The sequence below is a fragment of the Streptomyces sp. B21-105 genome (assembly GCF_036898465.1).
In the GTDB taxonomy this organism is placed as follows: Bacteria; Actinomycetota; Actinomycetes; order Streptomycetales; family Streptomycetaceae; genus Streptomyces.
In genome coordinates this window covers 3,305,199-3,321,706 of sequence record NZ_JARUMJ010000001.1, presented here as the reverse complement: position 1 = coordinate 3,321,706, position 16,508 = coordinate 3,305,199, and the positions used below count along the sequence as shown (strand labels likewise).

14 protein-coding genes and 2 tRNA genes are annotated in these 16,508 nt (G+C 70.2%); 13 read left to right on the top strand and 3 right to left on the bottom strand.

Annotated features, from left to right (window positions below; genetic code table 11):
- The first annotated feature begins 56 nt into the window (after positions 1–56).
- The 7 genes from QA802_RS14970 (at position 57) to QA802_RS14940 (ending at position 4,478) form a co-directional block, all read left to right on the top strand.
- A complete protein-coding gene (locus tag QA802_RS14970; protein ID WP_334522303.1) occupies positions 57–218 on the top strand; it encodes a hypothetical protein in 162 nt (53 codons plus the stop codon).
- Positions 219–363: 145 nt separating this feature from the next.
- The gene (locus QA802_RS14965; RefSeq protein WP_319168432.1) at positions 364–528 is read left to right on the top strand and encodes a hypothetical protein; all 165 of its coding nucleotides are present in this window, start codon (positions 364–366) and stop codon (positions 526–528) included.
- A 96-nt stretch (positions 529–624) separates the two neighbouring features.
- Positions 625–1,251, top strand: a complete 627-nt coding sequence (nadD, locus tag QA802_RS14960) for a nicotinate-nucleotide adenylyltransferase (RefSeq protein WP_334522299.1) — start codon at positions 625–627, stop codon at positions 1,249–1,251.
- Positions 1,252–1,267: 16 nt separating this feature from the next.
- A complete protein-coding gene (locus tag QA802_RS14955) occupies positions 1,268–3,082 on the top strand; it encodes an LCP family protein (RefSeq protein ID WP_334522296.1) in 1,815 nt (604 codons plus the stop codon).
- 88 nt (positions 3,083–3,170) lie between these two features.
- A complete protein-coding gene (gene rsfS / locus QA802_RS14950) occupies positions 3,171–3,617 on the top strand; it encodes a ribosome silencing factor (protein ID WP_319168435.1) in 447 nt (148 codons plus the stop codon).
- Positions 3,614–4,285 (top strand): histidine phosphatase family protein, encoded by a 672-nt coding sequence (locus QA802_RS14945; protein WP_334522293.1) that lies wholly within the window; start codon positions 3,614–3,616, stop codon positions 4,283–4,285. Before rsfS ends, QA802_RS14945 begins: the two co-directional genes overlap by 4 nt.
- A gap of 120 nt (positions 4,286–4,405) precedes the next feature.
- Positions 4,406–4,478 (top strand) — tRNA-Ala (locus QA802_RS14940).
- Positions 4,479–4,570: 92 nt separating this feature from the next.
- Here QA802_RS14940 and QA802_RS14935 read toward each other — a convergent pair.
- Positions 4,571–5,638, bottom strand: a complete 1,068-nt coding sequence (locus tag QA802_RS14935; RefSeq protein ID WP_443042112.1) for a helix-turn-helix transcriptional regulator — start codon at positions 5,636–5,638, stop codon at positions 4,571–4,573.
- Positions 5,639–5,846: 208 nt separating this feature from the next.
- On the opposite strand from QA802_RS14935, the gene QA802_RS14930 reads away from it, so the two are divergent.
- The 3 genes from QA802_RS14930 to QA802_RS14920 all read left to right on the top strand — a co-directional run bounded on the left by QA802_RS14930 (position 5,847) and on the right by QA802_RS14920 (position 7,952).
- Complete coding sequence (locus QA802_RS14930; RefSeq protein WP_334534646.1) at positions 5,847–7,268, top strand: MFS transporter; 1,422 nt, start codon at positions 5,847–5,849, stop codon at positions 7,266–7,268.
- A gap of 245 nt (positions 7,269–7,513) precedes the next feature.
- Positions 7,514–7,747, top strand: a complete 234-nt coding sequence (locus QA802_RS14925) for a hypothetical protein (protein ID WP_003976229.1) — start codon at positions 7,514–7,516, stop codon at positions 7,745–7,747.
- Positions 7,748–7,879: 132 nt separating this feature from the next.
- Positions 7,880–7,952, top strand: a tRNA-Ala gene (locus tag QA802_RS14920).
- 148 nt (positions 7,953–8,100) lie between these two features.
- On the opposite strand, the gene QA802_RS14915 is transcribed toward QA802_RS14920, so the two are convergent.
- Complete coding sequence (locus QA802_RS14915; RefSeq protein ID WP_334522291.1) at positions 8,101–9,711, bottom strand: NADH-ubiquinone oxidoreductase-F iron-sulfur binding region domain-containing protein; 1,611 nt, start codon at positions 9,709–9,711, stop codon at positions 8,101–8,103.
- Positions 9,708–11,024, bottom strand: a complete 1,317-nt coding sequence (locus tag QA802_RS14910; RefSeq protein WP_334522289.1) for a cytochrome b/b6 domain-containing protein — start codon at positions 11,022–11,024, stop codon at positions 9,708–9,710. Before QA802_RS14910 ends, QA802_RS14915 begins: the two co-directional genes overlap by 4 nt.
- A gap of 427 nt (positions 11,025–11,451) precedes the next feature.
- On the opposite strand from QA802_RS14910, the gene leuS reads away from it, so the two are divergent.
- From leuS to QA802_RS14895, 3 genes are all read left to right on the top strand, one after another.
- Positions 11,452–14,337: a leucine--tRNA ligase gene (leuS, locus tag QA802_RS14905; RefSeq protein WP_334522287.1), complete on the top strand. Its 2,886-nt coding sequence runs from the start codon at positions 11,452–11,454 to the stop codon at positions 14,335–14,337.
- A gap of 231 nt (positions 14,338–14,568) precedes the next feature.
- Positions 14,569–15,303 (top strand): hypothetical protein, encoded by a 735-nt coding sequence (locus tag QA802_RS14900; protein ID WP_334522285.1) that lies wholly within the window; start codon positions 14,569–14,571, stop codon positions 15,301–15,303.
- A 224-nt stretch (positions 15,304–15,527) separates the two neighbouring features.
- Entirely contained in the window at positions 15,528–16,373 is an 846-nt protein-coding gene (locus QA802_RS14895; RefSeq protein ID WP_334522282.1) for a DegV family protein, read from the top strand.
- Positions 16,374–16,508 lie beyond the last annotated feature (135 nt).

Below are 16,508 nucleotides of genomic sequence, written 5' to 3'. Positions count from 1 at the left end.
GGCCAGCCTAGGCGGAGTTACCGTGGACGGGCACTACACCGAAGGAGTCCCGCCCCATGGAGCACCATCCCGCAACCGCCTGGCTTTCCGATGCCGCCGGCGCCGCCCAGCAGCAGGGGGCGGGGAATCTGCTCCGCGTCGTACTGATCGTGATGTTCCTCGGCTGTGCGCTCACCGCGTGGTTCGTGTTGCGGGGCTACAAGCGGAAGGACGACTGAGCCGTCGGGAAGGTTCCCGATGGCGGAGTCGGCGTGATCTCCGCCGAGCCGCCCGTTTACGATGGGCCGACGTCTTTACTCCGCGCTCCCCCACTCTCGACCTCGCTCGAGCGGGGGGACCTCCATCGGATAGGTCCTGCCGAAGATGAGCCTTCACAGCGCCGCTGCCCAGTTGGTCACCCTCGCCGCCGAGGGCGAGGAGCACGGCGGCAACCACCAGAGCCTCGACCCGTTGGTCACGGGCGGCGGTGCCTTCATCATCCTGATGCTCCTGCTGTGGATCACCACCCGTTTCAACCGCGACCGCTGAGCCCCGGGTGTTCGACGACGGGCAGTCCGGCATAGCGGGGCACTCCGGGCATCCGTCGGCCGGGTCCCCACGACCGGGCCGGTAGGGTCTGCACGCATGGGAGAGCAGGACATGGCCACCGGCCCGTCGAACTCCGGCAGGCGCCGCCTCGGCGTCATGGGCGGCACGTTCGATCCGATCCACCATGGACACCTCGTGGCGGCCAGTGAGGTCGCCGCGCAGTTCCACCTGGACGAGGTCGTGTTCGTCCCGACCGGCCAGCCCTGGCAGAAGAGCCACCGCAGCGTCTCCCCGGCGGAGGACCGCTACCTGATGACGGTCATCGCGACCGCCGAGAACCCGCAGTTCTCGGTCAGCCGCATCGACATCGACCGCGGCGGTCCCACCTACACCGTGGACACGCTGCGCGACCTGCGGGCCCTCAACCCCGAGACCGACCTCTTCTTCATCACCGGCGCCGACGCCCTGGGCCAGATCCTGACCTGGCGGGACAGTGCCGAACTGTTCTCCCTCGCGCACTTCATCGGCGTCACCCGGCCGGGGCACAACCTCATGGATCCCGGTCTGCCCGAGGGCGGCGTCTCGCTCGTCGAGGTGCCCGCGCTCGCGATCTCCTCCACCGACTGCCGTGTGAGAGTCGCCAAGGGCGACCCCGTCTGGTACCTGGTGCCGGACGGCGTCGTGCGCTACATCGACAAGCGCGAGCTGTACCGCGGCGAGTGAGCCGAGAGGGGCACCGGTGAACGACCGACACGACGCGGGGTACGGGGACGACCAGTACGAACTCGTCGGCTACGACGAGTACGGCAGGCCCGTCTACCGGCCGGCCGCGCCCCAGCAGTTCCCACAACACTCCCCCCAGCAGTCCCCCCAGCAGTCCTACGACCCGTACGGGCAGCAGCAGTACCAGGGGCAGCAGGGGCAGGGGCAGCAGGGGTACGGCTACGACCCGTACGGCACGGGCGGGCAGCAGACGTCCGGCTACGACCCGTACGACACCGGCCCGCAGACGTCCGCCCCCGCCTACGACCCTTACGGCACCGCGACGCAGACCCCCTACGACCCCTACGGGCAGACCGCCGCCGGGCAGCAGCCCAGGGCGGAACAGGCACGCACCGCCGAGCAGACCGCCTACATCCCGCAGCAGGCCGGCCCGGCCGAACCCCGGGCCGGGGCCGGCGCGGACGACGCCACCGGGCCGGGTCCCGGCGGCGCGGCGACGGACGCCCGGGACGACCAGGACGCCGCCGGAGCCCCCGGACCGGAGCAACGGGAGTACCACACCGAGCAGTTCGCGTTCGTGGAGGAGCCCGACGGCGACTCCGAGGACGTCATCGACTGGCTGAACTTCACCGAGAACCGCACCGAGCGCCGTGAGGAGGCCAAGCGGCGTGCCCGCAGCCGGCTCGTCGCCCTCGTCGTGGTCCTGGCGCTGGTCGCGGTCGGCGGTGTGGGCTACCTCTGGTACGCCGGGAAGCTGCCCGGTCTGTCGTCGTCCTCGGACTCCGGCACCGGCGCCGCGACCGCGACTGCCGCCCAGAAGCGTGACGTGGTCGTCGTCCACCTGCACGACACCGCCGGGGGCGGCACCTCCACGGCGCTGCTCGTCGACAACACCACCACCAAGCAGGCCACCACGGTCCTGCTGCCCAACTCCCTCGTCCTCACGCAGGACGACGGCACCACGACCACCCTCGCCAAATCCGTCGACGACGACGGCTCCGACGGAACGCGTGGCGCGCTGGACACCGTGCTCGGTACCGGCATCCAGGGCACCTGGCGTCTCGACACCCCGTACCTCCAGAACCTCGTCGACCTCGTCGGCGGCATCGAGGTCGACACCGACACAGCCGTGCCCGGCCCGAAGGCCAAGAAGGGCGAGGCACCCCTCGTCGCCAAGGGCGAGAACCAGACCCTCAGCGGCAGGATGGCTGTCGCCTACGCCACCCACCGCGCGGAGGGCGAGGCCCAGAACGCCCAGCTGGAGCGGTTCGGCCAGGTCATGCAGGGTGTGCTGCGCAAGGTGTCCTCCGACGCACAGGCCGCCACCGTCACCGTGCAGACCCTCGCACAGATCCTCGACCCGTCCCTGACCGACAAGGATCTCGGCGCTTTTCTGGCCGAGCTCGCCGAACTCGCCAAGGGCGGCGACTACAAGACCGCCCTGCTGCCGGTCCAGGCCGACGGCACGCTCAGCGCCCAGGCCGGTGCGAGCGTCGTCAAGGACGTCCTCGGCGGGACCGCGAAGAGCCCCGACAAGGACGCGGCGGTCAGTGTCCTCGTCCAGAACGCCAGTGGCGCCAGGGCCAACACCGAGGACGCGCGCGTGGTCCTCCTCAACGGCGGTTTCACCTTCGTTGAGGGCGGCGCCCCGTCCGACACGAAGGCCGACTCCCAGGTCCTGTACGCGGACGCCGCGGACAAGGAGAACGCCGTCGAGGTCGCCAAGACCCTGGGGCTGGACTCCGACGTTGTGAAGAAGGGCGCCGTCTCCGGGAACGCCGATGTGGCGGTCGTCCTGGGCAAGGACTACAAACGCTCCTCGACCGGATGACCCGACGGGAGCGCGGTAATCACGTGGGGGGCCGTCGGCGGTCCGTGAGACCCTTGGGGACAAGTGTCCGCCGACGGAAAGCCACGTAGTGACCGCCACCGACCGCTCCATCGATCTCATCAACACCGCCGCCCAGGCGGCAGCCGACAAGCTCGCGCACGACATCATCGCCTACGACGTCAGCGACGTGCTGTCGATCACGGACGCCTTCCTGCTGGCCTCCGCACCCAACGACCGCCAGGTCAAGTCGATCGTCGACGAGATCGAGGAGCGCCTCCAGAAGGAGCTCGGCGTCAAGCCGGTGCGCCGTGAGGGCGACCGCGACGCCCGCTGGATCCTGCTCGACTACGTCGACATCGTCGTGCACGTCCAGCACAGCGAGGAGCGCGTCTTCTACGCCCTGGAGCGGCTGTGGAAGGACTGCCCCGAGCTGGCGCTGCCCGCAGACGCCCTCGCGACCCGGGGCAAGGCCCAGGAACACGCCAAGCTGCAGGCCGAGGAGGACGAGACCGCCGGATTCGAGGACCTGCGGTGACAGCTCCGGAGCAGACGGCGACCCGTCAGCCACGTCGGGGCCGTCGGGTCATCCTGTGGCGGCACGGCCAGACCGCGTGGAACGTCGAGCGCCGCTTCCAGGGCACGACGGACGTCGAGCTGACCGAGACCGGTAGGGCTCAGGCCCGTCGTGCCGCCCGGCTGCTCGCCTCCCTCAAGCCCGACGCCCTCGTCGCCTCGGACCTGTCGCGGGCCGCCGACACGGCCGCCGAGCTCGCCGCGCTCACCGGCCTGGCCGTCACGCACGAGGAGTCCCTGCGCGAGACGTACGCGGGCGCGTGGCAGGGGCTGACGCACGAGGAGATCATCGCCCGGCACGGTGCGGAGTACGCCGCGTGGAAGCGCGGCGAGCCGGTGCGCCGCGGCGGCGGTGAGCTGGAGACCGAGGTGGCCGATCGCGCCGCCCCCGTCGTCGTTCGGCACGCCGAGAAGCTGCCCGAGGACGGGACGCTCGTCGTCGTCAGCCACGGCGGCACCATCCGCACCACCATCGGCCGTCTCCTCGGGCTGGAGGCGCACAGCTGGGAGAGCCTCGGCGGCCTCTCCAACTGCTGCTGGTCCGTCCTCGGCGAGGGCGCCCGGGGCTGGCGTCTGCTCGAGCACAACGCCGGAACCCTGCCCGAGCCGGTGCTCGGCGACGACGACTGAGCGACCGGTCGGGCCGACGGGCCTCGGATTTCACTTTCCGGCAGGTCGCAGGCTAGAGTTCTTCTTGTTCGCATCGCCGAGCGGGGCGAAAACACCATGCGGTTCCATCGCGTGGCACGAGGGGCTATAGCTCAGTTGGTAGAGCGCCTGCATGGCATGCAGGAGGTCAGGAGTTCAATTCTCCTTAGCTCCACGGATTGGCCGGTCGGCCAGTAGGTCGACACTCTGTTGAGTTGTCAAAGATCGAAGAGACCGGTCGATATCGCTCCAGAAGGATCCCGCCCCTCAGGGGGCGGGATTTTTTGTCGTTCCGTCGCGTAGCAGAGCCGCGCGCCGCTCCGTCTCCTCGTCGTCGGGTGTGTAGACGACGATCCTGCACTCCGGCATCCCGTTGATCGTCAGCGAGGTGGAGGTCATTCGCAGCTCGCCCACGGCCGCGTGCCGGAAGACCTTCACACGGCGGCCGGGCTCCGCCACGTCACCGGTCTCCCACAACCGCGCGAACAACGGACTCGCCTCGGACATCCTGCGTATGAACTCCTCCCAGACGGGCTCGCCGGCATGCAGTCCGTAGGCCGCCCGCAGGGTTGCCACCATCACCGGGAGTTCCTTGTCGCGGAACATCAGCGGGCAGTCCTCCTCCCGCACCGTGAACAGCCGCCACAAGGCGTTGTCAGGACCCGGTGCGCAGGCTTCGACCGGGGTGATGAACAGATCACGGTAGACGGGGTTGGCGGCGAGGATGTCGTAGCGCGAGTTGTAGACCACGGCCGGCCGTGGCGCCAGCGCGTCGATGATGCCCTGGATCTCGGGGCCCACGCTCTGCACCAGGGCCTCCGGGGCGGCCGTGAACGGTACGTCCGCCAGGTGGTAGAGATGCTCCCGCTCCGGCGGGTCCAGCCGCAGCGTGCGCGCGACGGCGTCGAGGACCTGCGCGGAAGCGTTGATCGGCCGCCCCTGCTCCAGCCAGGTGTACCAGGTGACGCCGACGCCCGAGAGCTGGGCCACCTCCTCGCGCCGCAGGCCCGGTGTGCGTCGCCGCAGTCCGGGCGGCATTCCGACGTCGCCCGGTGTCACCCGGGCGCGCCTGCTGCGCAGGAAGACGGCCAGCTCGGGCCGACGCCGTGCTGCCGTCTGCGCCTTGGGGCGCCCTGGCTCCGCCGCCGGAGGCGGACCCGACCGTCCTCCCGCCTTCGGTCCGCTTCCCTGCCCGGGTCCCGTCTCCGGCCGGCTTCCCTGCCCGGGTTCCGCCGCGGCCCGTCGTCGGCGCTCCGCCCGCTGCTCTTCCCGTGCGCGCGTCTGCATGCCTGTCCACGTCCCCATCGTCACGTCCCCCATCGTCACGTCCCCCATGGTCGGCCTCCCGTCCGTCCTCTGCCAGGTGCTGTCAGTACCAGCATCGGCGGGCTCTCGGCACCCGTACCGGTTCTTCGTCACGCTCGACGGCATGACGACGAGACCCCGGACGAGCCCGGTTCCCCCCGTTGCCCCACCCGCTTCACGATCTGCTGTCAGTAAAGACCCCGGCACTGACAGTCACCCCCGGCGGCTGCTGGCGGTGGTGCTCGCAGCCCAGTTCATGGCACTGCTCGACGTCTTCATCGTGAACGTCGCGGCCCCCACGATCGGTTCCGACCTCGATGCTTCCGGCGCCGATCTCCAGCTGGTCGTCGCCGGCTACGCCATCACGTACTCCGTGCTGCTGATCACCGGTGCGCGGCTCGGCGACCGGTTCGGGCCCGGCCGGGTCCATCTCGTCGGGCTCGCCCTCTTCACGGCCGCCTCGCTGGCCTGCGGTCTGGCGCAGGGCAGTACCGAGCTGATCGTGTTCCGGCTGGTGCAGGGCGCGGGGTCGGCGGTGATGATCCCGCAGGTGCTCAGCCTCATCCAGCGCACGTTCAGCGGGGAGGCCCGGGTCCGGGCGCTCGGCGTCTACTCCGCGGTCCTCGCGGTGGGCGCGGCCGCTGGACAGGTGGTGGGCGGTGTGCTGGTGGACGTCGATCTGCTGGGCGCCGGCTGGCGTCCGGTGTTCCTCGTGAACGTGCCGGTGGGCCTGGTCCTGCTGGTCGTGGGCGGACGCGTGCTGCCGCGGGGCGGGGGGCTGCCGGGGTACTCGACGGCGGACGTGGGGGCGGTGAAGGAGCGAGCGGAGGGCGCAGCGGCGCGGAAGGGGTCGCGCAGGATGGACTGGCCCGGTCTGGTGCTTCTGGGCGCTGCCGTGTCGCTGGTCACGGTCCCGCTCGTGCTCGGGCGGGAGGAGGACTGGCCTTTGTGGTCCTGGTGGTCACTGGCCTCCGGAGCCCTCGTGTTCCTGCTGTTCTGCGGTGCCGAGACCAGGCTCGCCCGGCGTGGCGGCGACCCGCTGATCGCGCCCCGGGTACTGCGTCACCCCGGAATGGCGCTCGCCGTCCTGCGGGTGACGGCCGTCATGGCGGTCAACGGCGGCTTCCTGTTCGTGCTGACCTTGCACGTCCAGGGCGGCCTGGGTTTCAGCGCGTTGCGCGCCGGTCTCACCTTCGCGCCGACGGCGGTCGTCTTCGGCGTGGTCGGGCTGACCTGGCGCAGGTGGCCGGCCGCGTGGCAACGGGCCCTGATCCCGTCCGGGTTCGCGCTTCTCGCGCTGTCCGTGGTCGCGGTGGGGCTGCTCTTCCGGGGTGGTGAGGACGGGGGCGTGTGGCTCTACGCGGCGTACGCCGGAGTGGGCGTCGGGCTCGCGCTCGCCTTCAGCCCGTCGCTGACCGGGGCGCTGGCTGCCGTGCTGCCCGAGGACGCTGCGGACGCCGGCGGGCTGCTGGCCACGGTCACCCAGCTCGGGCAGCTGATCGGTGTGGCCGTCTTCGGCACACTGTTCTTCAACCGCCTTGAGTCACTTGGGGCCCCGGAGGCGTATACCTCCTCGGAAGCGCTTCTCACATGCATGTACGCGCTCGCTACGACAGCTGCCCTGGGTGCCGTGTCCGGACTGGTACTGAGGCGTCGCTGACCGTATTGCTCCGGCCGTGGCAGAATCAAACGACCGGAGGGGGCGCGGCCCGACGGGAGGGAGTAGCGATGCCTGCGAGCATCCGCGGAGGGGTCGGTCGTCTCTCCGAAGCAGCGGTGGGGCGGGGCAAGGCCACCCGTCTTCGTTGCCTCTCCTGCGGTTCGGCCCACGTGGCTCAGGTTCTCGGCGACAACGGAGGGGTTTCCTACGTGTGCACGGCCTGCGGCCACAGCTGGAGCTGATCGATGGGTGCACACAGGCGGAAGTGCGACTGGTGCGGCAGCGGCACTCCGATCGTCCGTGACATGGAGCCGGTCAACCCCGACTACCAGTACTGGTGCGAGGAATGCGCGCGGGCGCTGATCATAAAGGGCGACCCGATCGAGACGTATCGCGAACTGGAGGGCGAGCCGATCTACGGCCGGCTCCTGGAGGAGCATTGCACGCTCAAGCGGTTCTATTCGTTCGTCACCGCTTGACGTCGCATAACGGTCGAAATCGGACGGGGCGGAAAGGATTTGGTGGTCCGCCGCCCGACCGGTAAAGTTGGCGTCGCCGCCGGGGAAACCGGGCGGCACGGTCAAGATCGTGGTTCTGCCGCTTGACCGCGAGGGGCTATAGCTCAGTTGGTAGAGCGCCTGCATGGCATGCAGGAGGTCAGGAGTTCAATTCTCCTTAGCTCCACAGCAGATCCCGCCGGATCGGATGCGATCCGGCGGGATCTTTTTGCGTTGGGGCATTGGGGCATTCCGTTCTCGGGGTGTCGTCCGGAGCGACGGATCGGGGCCGCCTGTTCTCAGGCGGCCCCGATCCGTCGGTCGTCGGCGTGCCCTCAGCGGCCGAGGGCGCGGCGGCCGCGGCCCTGGGAGAGGACCGGGAGGTTGCGGGCGGGCGCCTGCGCGCGCGTGTCCTCCTCGATGCGCAGGGCGAGCGCCGGACAGCGACGCACCGCGCGTAGAGCTTTTGCCTCGGCGTACTCCGGTACCTTCGCCTGCGCCACTGTCGGGAAGCCGTCGGCGCCGAGCTGGAAGACCTCGGGGAGGATGTCGGCGCACAGGCCGTGGCCGCGGCAGAGCGTCCAGTCGACGAAGATCTTCTGGCGGCTCGAGCCGCTCTCCTCCGGCGCTCTGCCGCTCGTGATGGCCGCGGGTGCCGTGCCCGCCTCGAAGAGCGGCAGAACGCCCTCCACGGGCCGTCCGCAGCCGTTCCCGAGGACGTGGGCGGCGAGGTCGTCGGTGAACGCCTTGATGGTCGACTCCAGGAACATCGCGGAGCCGTCCGGGTGCGAGCAGGCGCCGCGCCGCTTGACGTTCTTGGCGACCTGCTTGAGCGCCTCCAGGGCGGCCGGGCCACCGCCGTTGATGATGTCTTCCATGCCGCGCGCGGCGGCCGGCAGGCCGAGGTAGCAGGGGCCGCACTGCCCCGCGCTCTCGTCGGCCAGCCATTGCGCCACGCGCAGGGACTCACCCAGCGGGCACGTCTCCTGGCTGATCGGCAGGATCGCGCCGGCGCCGAGCGCCCCGCCCACCGCGTCGAGCGAGTTGCGGGAGACGACCGCCTCGTTGACCGTCGCCGCGTCGATCCACTTGCCGTGGTAGCCGCCGGTCAGCACGCCCTGGGGCACCGGCGGGGCGCCCGCGAGCTGGAGGACGTAGCGCAGCGGCACGCCGGTGGGGACCTCGATCACCATCGGGCGGGCGACCGCGCCGGAGACCGTCAGCATGACGGTGCCCGGCTCGTCGTACAGGCCGGTGTTGCCGTACCGCTCCGGACCGATCCGGGCGGCGATGGCCAGCTGGGCGAACGTCTCGGCGTTGGAGAGCAGGGTGGGCGCGCCACCGACGCCGTTCTGCGAGGCGCTGACCTTGCGGCCGGGCGGGATCGGCGGGCCGCCGTCGATCGAACGGATCAGCGACGCCGCGGCACCGGTGACCATGCGGATCGGGTTGCGCTGGACGAACGCCTTCAGCGCCGATCGGCGGCCGTTGCTGAGTCCGCGTTCGGAGAGTGCGGCCTCTATGGAGCGCTGAGTCGATTCGCGGGTGACCCCCACCACGAGCGTGCGGGCACCCAGCGCCTCCGCGACGAGCAGCGCGCCGTCCAGGATGAGGTGCGGGGCACGGTTGATGAGCACCGTGTCCTTGCGGCAGGCCGGTTCGTCCTCGCTGCCGTTGACGACGACGACCGGCCGTACGCCGCGCTTGATCGCGGCCTCGGCGACCGAGCGCAGCTTCTTGTGGAAGGGGAAGCCCGCGCCGCCGCGGCCCTTCAGGTTGATGTTCTCGGAGAGCTTCGCGAGGGCCTCTCCGCCCAGGGGTTCCAACGGCCCGTGCACCTTCAGGTGCATGGGCAGGTCAAGTCTCTCGACAAGGTCGAAACCCGACGTGAGTTGCGGAAGGCCGACCACGCGGACTTCGGGGACGTCGGGCAGGGCCTCGTTCACCTATAGCCTCCGGAAGGCGTGTTCCAAGGTTCGCCCGAACCCGGTGCGTCGTACGACGCACCGGGCGATGGTTCGTTGGCGGGACCGCTGTTGTACGTGTCGTTCTGGTTGTACGCGCCGTACCCGGGGTTCGTCTCACCTGTGTCGTACACGTCACGTCCGCCAGCTCCCGGACTGCCCGGATTGCCATAGACCGGGATGGTGAATCCCGTGTCCTGGAGCGGGTCGTAGACGGACTGGGGCGCCTCGCCGACCGGAGGCGGGGACGGGATCGGCCAGTTGCCCGACGTGCTGCCGCCGCTGTCGGCCCGCGGGATCGCCTCGGTGGCCTGCTGCAGGTCGAACGGCATGCTCATGCGAGCCGTCTGATCGGCGATGTAGGGCGGCTGCTGGCCGCGCGGCGGGGTGTTGACGGCGCGGTAGGCGGCCGCGAAGCCGTTCGCCGGCTCGGGGGTGGCGGGCGTGCCGTACAGCGGCGACGCCGACGGCGGGGTCATCCGGGTGGAGCTCATCGTGTCCGTCAGCGGCGATCGGCCGGAGCGGCCCTCGTACCCGGGCAGCGCCGACGAGCCGGTCTCCGACACGCGCGCGCGTGACGCCTCGAGGCCGTCCATGGCGGAGCGGTCCGGGGCGCCCAGGAGCGCGGTGATGCGGTCGGCGACCCGGCGCTTGAACGGGCGCGGAGCGGCGCGCAGCGCGAGGGCGGCCATGACGCCGGCCAGGCAGAGCTCGTACGAGATCATGAAGAACGGCTTCGCCGCGCGCCCCGCGTACAGGCCGTGGATGAGGGCCGCGCACAGAGCCGGGTAGGCCAGCATGTGCATCGCGCGCCAGCGGGCGGCGACCTCGGCCGGTGCGGCGAACTGGTTGCGCAGCGCACCGGTGATGCCCACGAAGATCATGAGCAGGGCCGCCAGGGAGCCGAGGCCGATGAGCCCGGCAGTGCCCTTGACGCCCAGGCTGAAGGGGATCAGCGCGGCGATCAGGACGGTGTGCTCCAGCGCCAGCTTGACGGTGATGTGCACCACGAGGAACGCGATGGAGCCGACGGCGGTCACGCGGTGGACGCCCTGCGCGAGGATCCGCTGACGTGTGTTGAGGATGAGCCGGTCCTGGGCGACGAGGCCCCAGATGACCGAGCAGGTGAGGCACACCAGCGACAGGACACCCGCACCGAAGTTGAGGAATGCCTGCAACTGGTCGCCGCCGACCAGCACGACCACAGGTATGAGGACCAGGACGACAGCCGTCGCCAACCCGTAGGCCGACCGGCCGGGCTTGGGGAGCGTGCTGTTACTGGAACGAGGGTTCATGGGGGCAACTCCGAGCAGTTTCGGGAAAGCGGTCCCGCTGCCGAACTCTAAGTGGCTCCATACCGATGGGTACGAGGTTTGAGTTATTGCGTTGTTATGAAACGACGATGTGGCTGTTGTGATGTCCTTTAGCGGCTGTTACGCGAAGTAACCATGACCCTGGATGCAGCTCCGACCCCCCGTTCTCGGCACAGCAACGTTGTCTCGACCATGCATACGTAAGCGCGTGGCCTCGTGCTCAAGGCCTGCGGTACCCTAACGCCATGCGTGCTGTACGCCTTCTGCTTAGCGAGCCGCGCTGATCAGTCCCGACCGCCGGTGATCGGACGGTTCGGAATCGGCGCGGCGTCCCCTCCTGTGCGAGGGGATTTTTCGTTTCCTGGACGACAACCCGCTGGCAGAGACGATCGATGGAGCTTTGAGGACCATGAGCGAGACGAACCCCGCTGCCGCCGCTGTCCCGGCAGAGGCCGCGCCGCACCGCTACACGGCAGCCATGGCCGCCGAGATCGAGGCACGCTGGCAGGACTTCTGGGACGCCGAGGGCACCTACGCCGCGCCGAACCCGCAGGGCGACCTGGCCGGTGACCCCGAGATGGCCGCCCGGCCCAAGAAGTTCATCATGGACATGTTCCCGTACCCCTCCGGTGCGGGCCTGCACGTCGGTCACCCGCTGGGGTACATCGCGACCGACGTCTTCGCGCGCTTCCAGCGCATGACCGGCCACAACGTCCTGCACACCCTGGGCTTCGACGCCTTCGGGCTGCCCGCCGAGCAGTACGCCGTGCAGACCGGCACGCACCCGCGCGTGTCCACCGAGGCCAACATCGAGAACATGAAGTCCCAGCTGCGCCGGCTGGGCCTGGGCCACGACAAGCGCCGGTCGTTCGCCACGATCGACCCCGAGTACTACAAGTGGACCCAGTGGATCTTCCTGCAGATCTTCAACTCCTGGTACGACACGGAAGCGGACAAGGCCCGCCCGATCGCCGCGCTGGTCGCCCAGTTCGAGTCCGGTGAGCGTCCCGTACCGGGGCACACGCGCGCGTGGCACGAGCTGACCGCCGCCGAGCGCGCCGACGTTCTCGGGGAGTTCCGCCTGGCCTACGCCTCCGACGCGCCGGTCAACTGGTGTCCCGGCCTGGGCACGGTGCTGGCCAACGAGGAGGTCACCGCCGACGGCCGCTCCGAGCGCGGCAACTTCCCCGTCTTCAAGGCCAAGCTGCGCCAGTGGAACATGCGCATCACCGCCTACGCGGACCGCCTGCTGAACGACCTGGACGCGCTGGACTGGCCCGAGGCCATCAAGCTGCAGCAGCGCAACTGGATCGGCCGCTCCGAAGGCGCGCGCGTCGACTTCCCCGTGGACGGCGAGCGGATCTCGGTCTTCACCACTCGCCCGGACACCCTGTTCGGCGCGACCTACATGGTTCTGGCCCCCGAGCACCCGCTGGTCGACAAGTTCACCCCGGAAACCTGGCCCGAGGGCACGCACGACGTCTGGACGGGTGGCCACGCCACCCCGGTCGACGCCGTCGCCGCGTACCGCGCGCAGGCGGCCTCGAAGTCCGATGTCGAGCGCCAGGCCGAGGCCAAGGACAAGACCGGCGTCTTCACCGGCGTGTACGCGACCAACCCGGTCAACGGCGAGCAGGTTCCCGTCTTCATCGCCGACTACGTCCTGATGGGCTACGGCACCGGCGCGATCATGGCCGTCCCGGCGGGCGACCAGCGTGACTTCGAGTTCGCGCGCGCCTTCGAGCTGCCGATCCACTGCATCGTCGAGCCGACCGACGACCGCGGCACCGACACGTCGACGTGGGAGAACGCCTTCGCGTCGTACGACGCGAAGATCATCAACTCGGCGAACGACGAGATCAGCCTGAACGGCCTGGGCGTCGTCGACGCCAAGGCGCGCATCACCGAATGGCTCGAGGGCCGGGGCATCGGCGAGGGCACAGTCAACTTCCGCCTGCGCGACTGGCTGTTCAGCCGCCAGCGCTACTGGGGCGAGCCCTTCCCGATCGTCTACGACGAGGACGGCGTCGCCCACCCGCTGCCCGAGTCGATGCTGCCCCTGGAGCTGCCGGAGGTCGAGGACTACTCGCCCCGCACCTTCGACCCGGACGACGCGAACACCTCCCCGGAGACGCCGCTGTCCCGCAACGCGGACTGGGTGAACGTCACGCTGGACCTGGGCGACGGCGCCGGTCCGCGACGCTACCGCCGCGAGACCAACACCATGCCCAACTGGGCCGGTTCCTGCTGGTACGAGCTGCGTTACCTGGACCCGCACAACAGTGAGCGGCTGGTCGACCCGGCCGTCGAGCAGTACTGGATGGGCCCTCGCGAGGGGCAGCCGCACGGCGGCGTCGACCTGTACGTCGGCGGCGCCGAGCACGCCGTGCTGCACCTGCTGTACGCGCGCTTCTGGTCCAAGGTCCTGTTCGACCTCGGGCACGTGTCCTCCGCGGAGCCGTTCCATAAACTGTTCAACCAGGGCATGATCCAGGCCTACGCGTACACCGACGCCCGCGGCGTGTACGTCCCGGCCGCCGAGGTCGAGGAGCGGGACGGCACGTTCCTGTACCAGGGCGCGCCCGTGAAGCGCGAGTACGGGAAGATGGGCAAGTCCCTGAAGAATGCCGTCACTCCGGACGAGATCTGCGCCGAGTACGGCGCCGACACGCTGCGCCTGTACGAGATGGCGATGGGTCCGCTGGACGTCTCGCGCCCGTGGGACACCCGTGCGGTGGTCGGCCAGTACCGCCTGCTGCAGCGGCTGTGGCGCAACATCGTCGACGAGTCCACCGGCGAGGTGACCGTCGTCGACGTCGAGGCCGACGAGCCGACCCTGCGAGCGCTGCACAAGGCGATCGACGGGGTGCGCCAGGACCTGGAGGGCCTGCGTTTCAACACCGCCATCGCCAAGATCACCGAGCTGAACAACCACCTGACCAAGGCGGGCGGGGCACTGCCGCGCACGGTCGCCGAGGACCTGGTGCTGCTGGCCGCCCCGCTGGCCCCGCACATCGCCGAGGAACTGTGGCGCAAGCTGGGCCACACCGACTCGGTCGTCCACACGGATCTGCCCGTCGCCGACCCGGCGTACGTCGTGGACGAGAGCGTGACCTGCGTCGTGCAGATCAAGGGCAAGGTCAAGGCGCGCCTGGAGGTCTCCCCGGCCATCTCCGACGACGAGCTGGAGAAGGCCGCGCTGGCCGACGAGGCGGTCGTCAAGGCGCTGGGCGGGGCCGGCATCCGCAAGGTGATCGTGCGGGCGCCGAAGCTGGTGAACATCGTTCCGGCGTAGGGCTTCGTTCGCCGACCGGGGACGTCCATGGGTTTCGACCGGGGGCGTCCACTGGTTCGGTCGGGGGTGTCCACTGGTTTCGGCCGTCCCTTAGGGGTTCCGTGCGGGCAGGTTCGGGGTTCTTCTGGAACTCCGGGCCCGCCCGTCTCGTTTACCGTTTGAAGGGCGGGGCGCCGAGTGCGGTGTGCCGTCTGCGGGGCCGGACGGTCGTGCAGGTCGAAGGAGGAGCTCGTGGATGCAGTGATCGCCGTCATGGCCCTTCTCTTCGTGCTGTGCCTTGCCCTCGGCGTCTACGCCACGGTGAAGGTGATCGGGGCCGCCAAGCGGGGCGTCGACCGCACCATCACCCAGGCCCGCCGCACGGTCGAGGACCACACTCTGCGGGCCAAGTCCTTCGCCCAGCTCGGACCGGCGGGCGAAATCGCGCAGCTGCGGCTCACCCTGCGCACGTCGATGCGAGCCACCCAGGACGCACTGCACGCGGGCTCCGTGGACGACGCGTCCCTCAAGGAGTCCCTCGGCCTCTTCCAGCGGCTCAGCGCGCACGGCCACGAACTGGACGCCGAACTCAAGCGCCTGGAGTCGGAGCCGGACCGTGCGACGCTCATCGAGCGTCTGCCCTCGCTGCGACAGCGCACCGAGCGCATCACAGGAGGGGCCGACTCGCTGCGCTGGGCGGCCCGGGACCGTGCCCGCCGCTTCGCGGAGGACGACCTCGACTCCCTCAGCGCCCAGATCGACGTCGAGGCCGGCGCCCTGCGGCACTGGACCACCCCGGAACCTGACCGGCCGCCGCCGCCGTGGCCCGAGGCACCGGCGGCCGACAGCCCGACGGCGGGTCAGACCTGGCCGAAGACCCCCGGCGCACGTGCCGCGGACGAACCGACCCCGTCTGCCATCACCCCGCCCGGACCGCGCCAGACCTACCCCTGGCAGAAGAAACCGCGCCCGGAGAGCACCACCTGAGCGGATCCGGGATTCGAGGGTCCCGCACTCCGCCGGCAGAGCGGCCGGCAAGCACGCTGATGCTGCGGTCGTCGCGCGGCGACGGGGTCGCGAGACCCGGGTCCGGCGCCTTACGGGATCCCGGCTCGGGCACTGTTCGGCGTGGTATTTGATTCGGTCAAGGGCAGCCCAGCTGCCAGGGGCCGGACTGCCGCACGGCGGCTACGCCAGGTAACCTCCAGGTCATGTCCCGCCATGTCGCGATCGTCACGGATTCAACGGCCTACCTGCCGCAGCGGACGATGGAGCGTCATGGCATCACCGCGGTGCCCCTGACCGTGGTCCTCGGCGACCAGGCACTCGAAGAGGGCACCGAGATCTCCACCCGCTCGCTGGCCCAGGCGCTGCAGAAGCGACGCCCCGTCACCACCTCGCGCCCCAGCCCCCAGTACTTCGCCGAGACCTACCGCAGGGTCGCCGAGTCCGGCGCCGCCGGCATCGTCTCCCTCCACCTTTCCGCCGAACTGTCCGGCACGTACGACGCGGCGGTGGTCGCGGCGCGCGAGGCGCCGGTGCCGGTGCGGGTGGTGGACACCGGCATGGTCGCCATGGCGCTCGGCTTCTGCGCACTCGCGGCGGCCGAGGTCGCCGAGACGGGCGGGACGGTCGACGAGGCGGTCACAGCGGCGGAGAAACGAGCCGCCGGCACCTCCGCCTACTTCTACGTCGACACCCTGGAGTATCTGCGTCGGGGCGGCCGGATCGGCACCGCCCAGGCCCTGTTGGGTTCGGCGCTCGCCGTGAAGCCGCTCCTTCAGCTGGACGCGGGGCGCATCGACCTCCTTGAGAAAGTACGGACCGCCTCGAAGGCGATCGCACGCCTGGAAGAACTCGGCGCCGACCGGGCGGGCAGCGCACCGGTGGACATCGCCGTGCATCATCTGGCCGCCCCCGACCGGGCGTCGGCCCTCGCGGACCGATTGCGGTCCCGCGTGCCCGGGCTCGTCGACCTGCATGTCAGCGAGGTCGGAGCGGTGATCGGAGCCCATACCGGACCAGGGCTGCTGGGAGTCGTGGTCTCGCCACGCTGAGGGTTCCCTCACTCCTGTGAGTGGCGGAGTTATCCACAACCGGGCGTCGGTCCACGGAAATTGAGCAAGATCATCGCGATGTGGCGGAGTGTCCGATCCTCGTGGCATGGCACTTCGATCACGCTCACGCAGCAC

What these genes read in the sequence shown, in the direction of transcription:
- QA802_RS14935 (WP_443042112.1), bottom strand. Translation starts at nt 5,638, where the DNA reads ATGGGGGACGTGACGATGGGGGACGTGACGATGGGGACGTGGACAGGC.
- QA802_RS14895 (WP_334522282.1), top strand. Translation starts at nt 15,528, where the DNA reads ATGTCCCGCCATGTCGCGATCGTCACGGATTCAACGGCCTACCTGCCG.
- QA802_RS14925 (WP_003976229.1), top strand. Translation starts at nt 7,514, where the DNA reads ATGGGTGCACACAGGCGGAAGTGCGACTGGTGCGGCAGCGGCACTCCG.
- leuS (WP_334522287.1), top strand. Translation starts at nt 11,452, where the DNA reads ATGAGCGAGACGAACCCCGCTGCCGCCGCTGTCCCGGCAGAGGCCGCG.
- QA802_RS14970 (WP_334522303.1), top strand. Translation starts at nt 57, where the DNA reads ATGGAGCACCATCCCGCAACCGCCTGGCTTTCCGATGCCGCCGGCGCC.
- QA802_RS14965 (WP_319168432.1), top strand. Translation starts at nt 364, where the DNA reads ATGAGCCTTCACAGCGCCGCTGCCCAGTTGGTCACCCTCGCCGCCGAG.
- nadD (WP_334522299.1), top strand. Translation starts at nt 625, where the DNA reads ATGGGAGAGCAGGACATGGCCACCGGCCCGTCGAACTCCGGCAGGCGC.
- QA802_RS14910 (WP_334522289.1), bottom strand. Translation starts at nt 11,024, where the DNA reads ATGAACCCTCGTTCCAGTAACAGCACGCTCCCCAAGCCCGGCCGGTCG.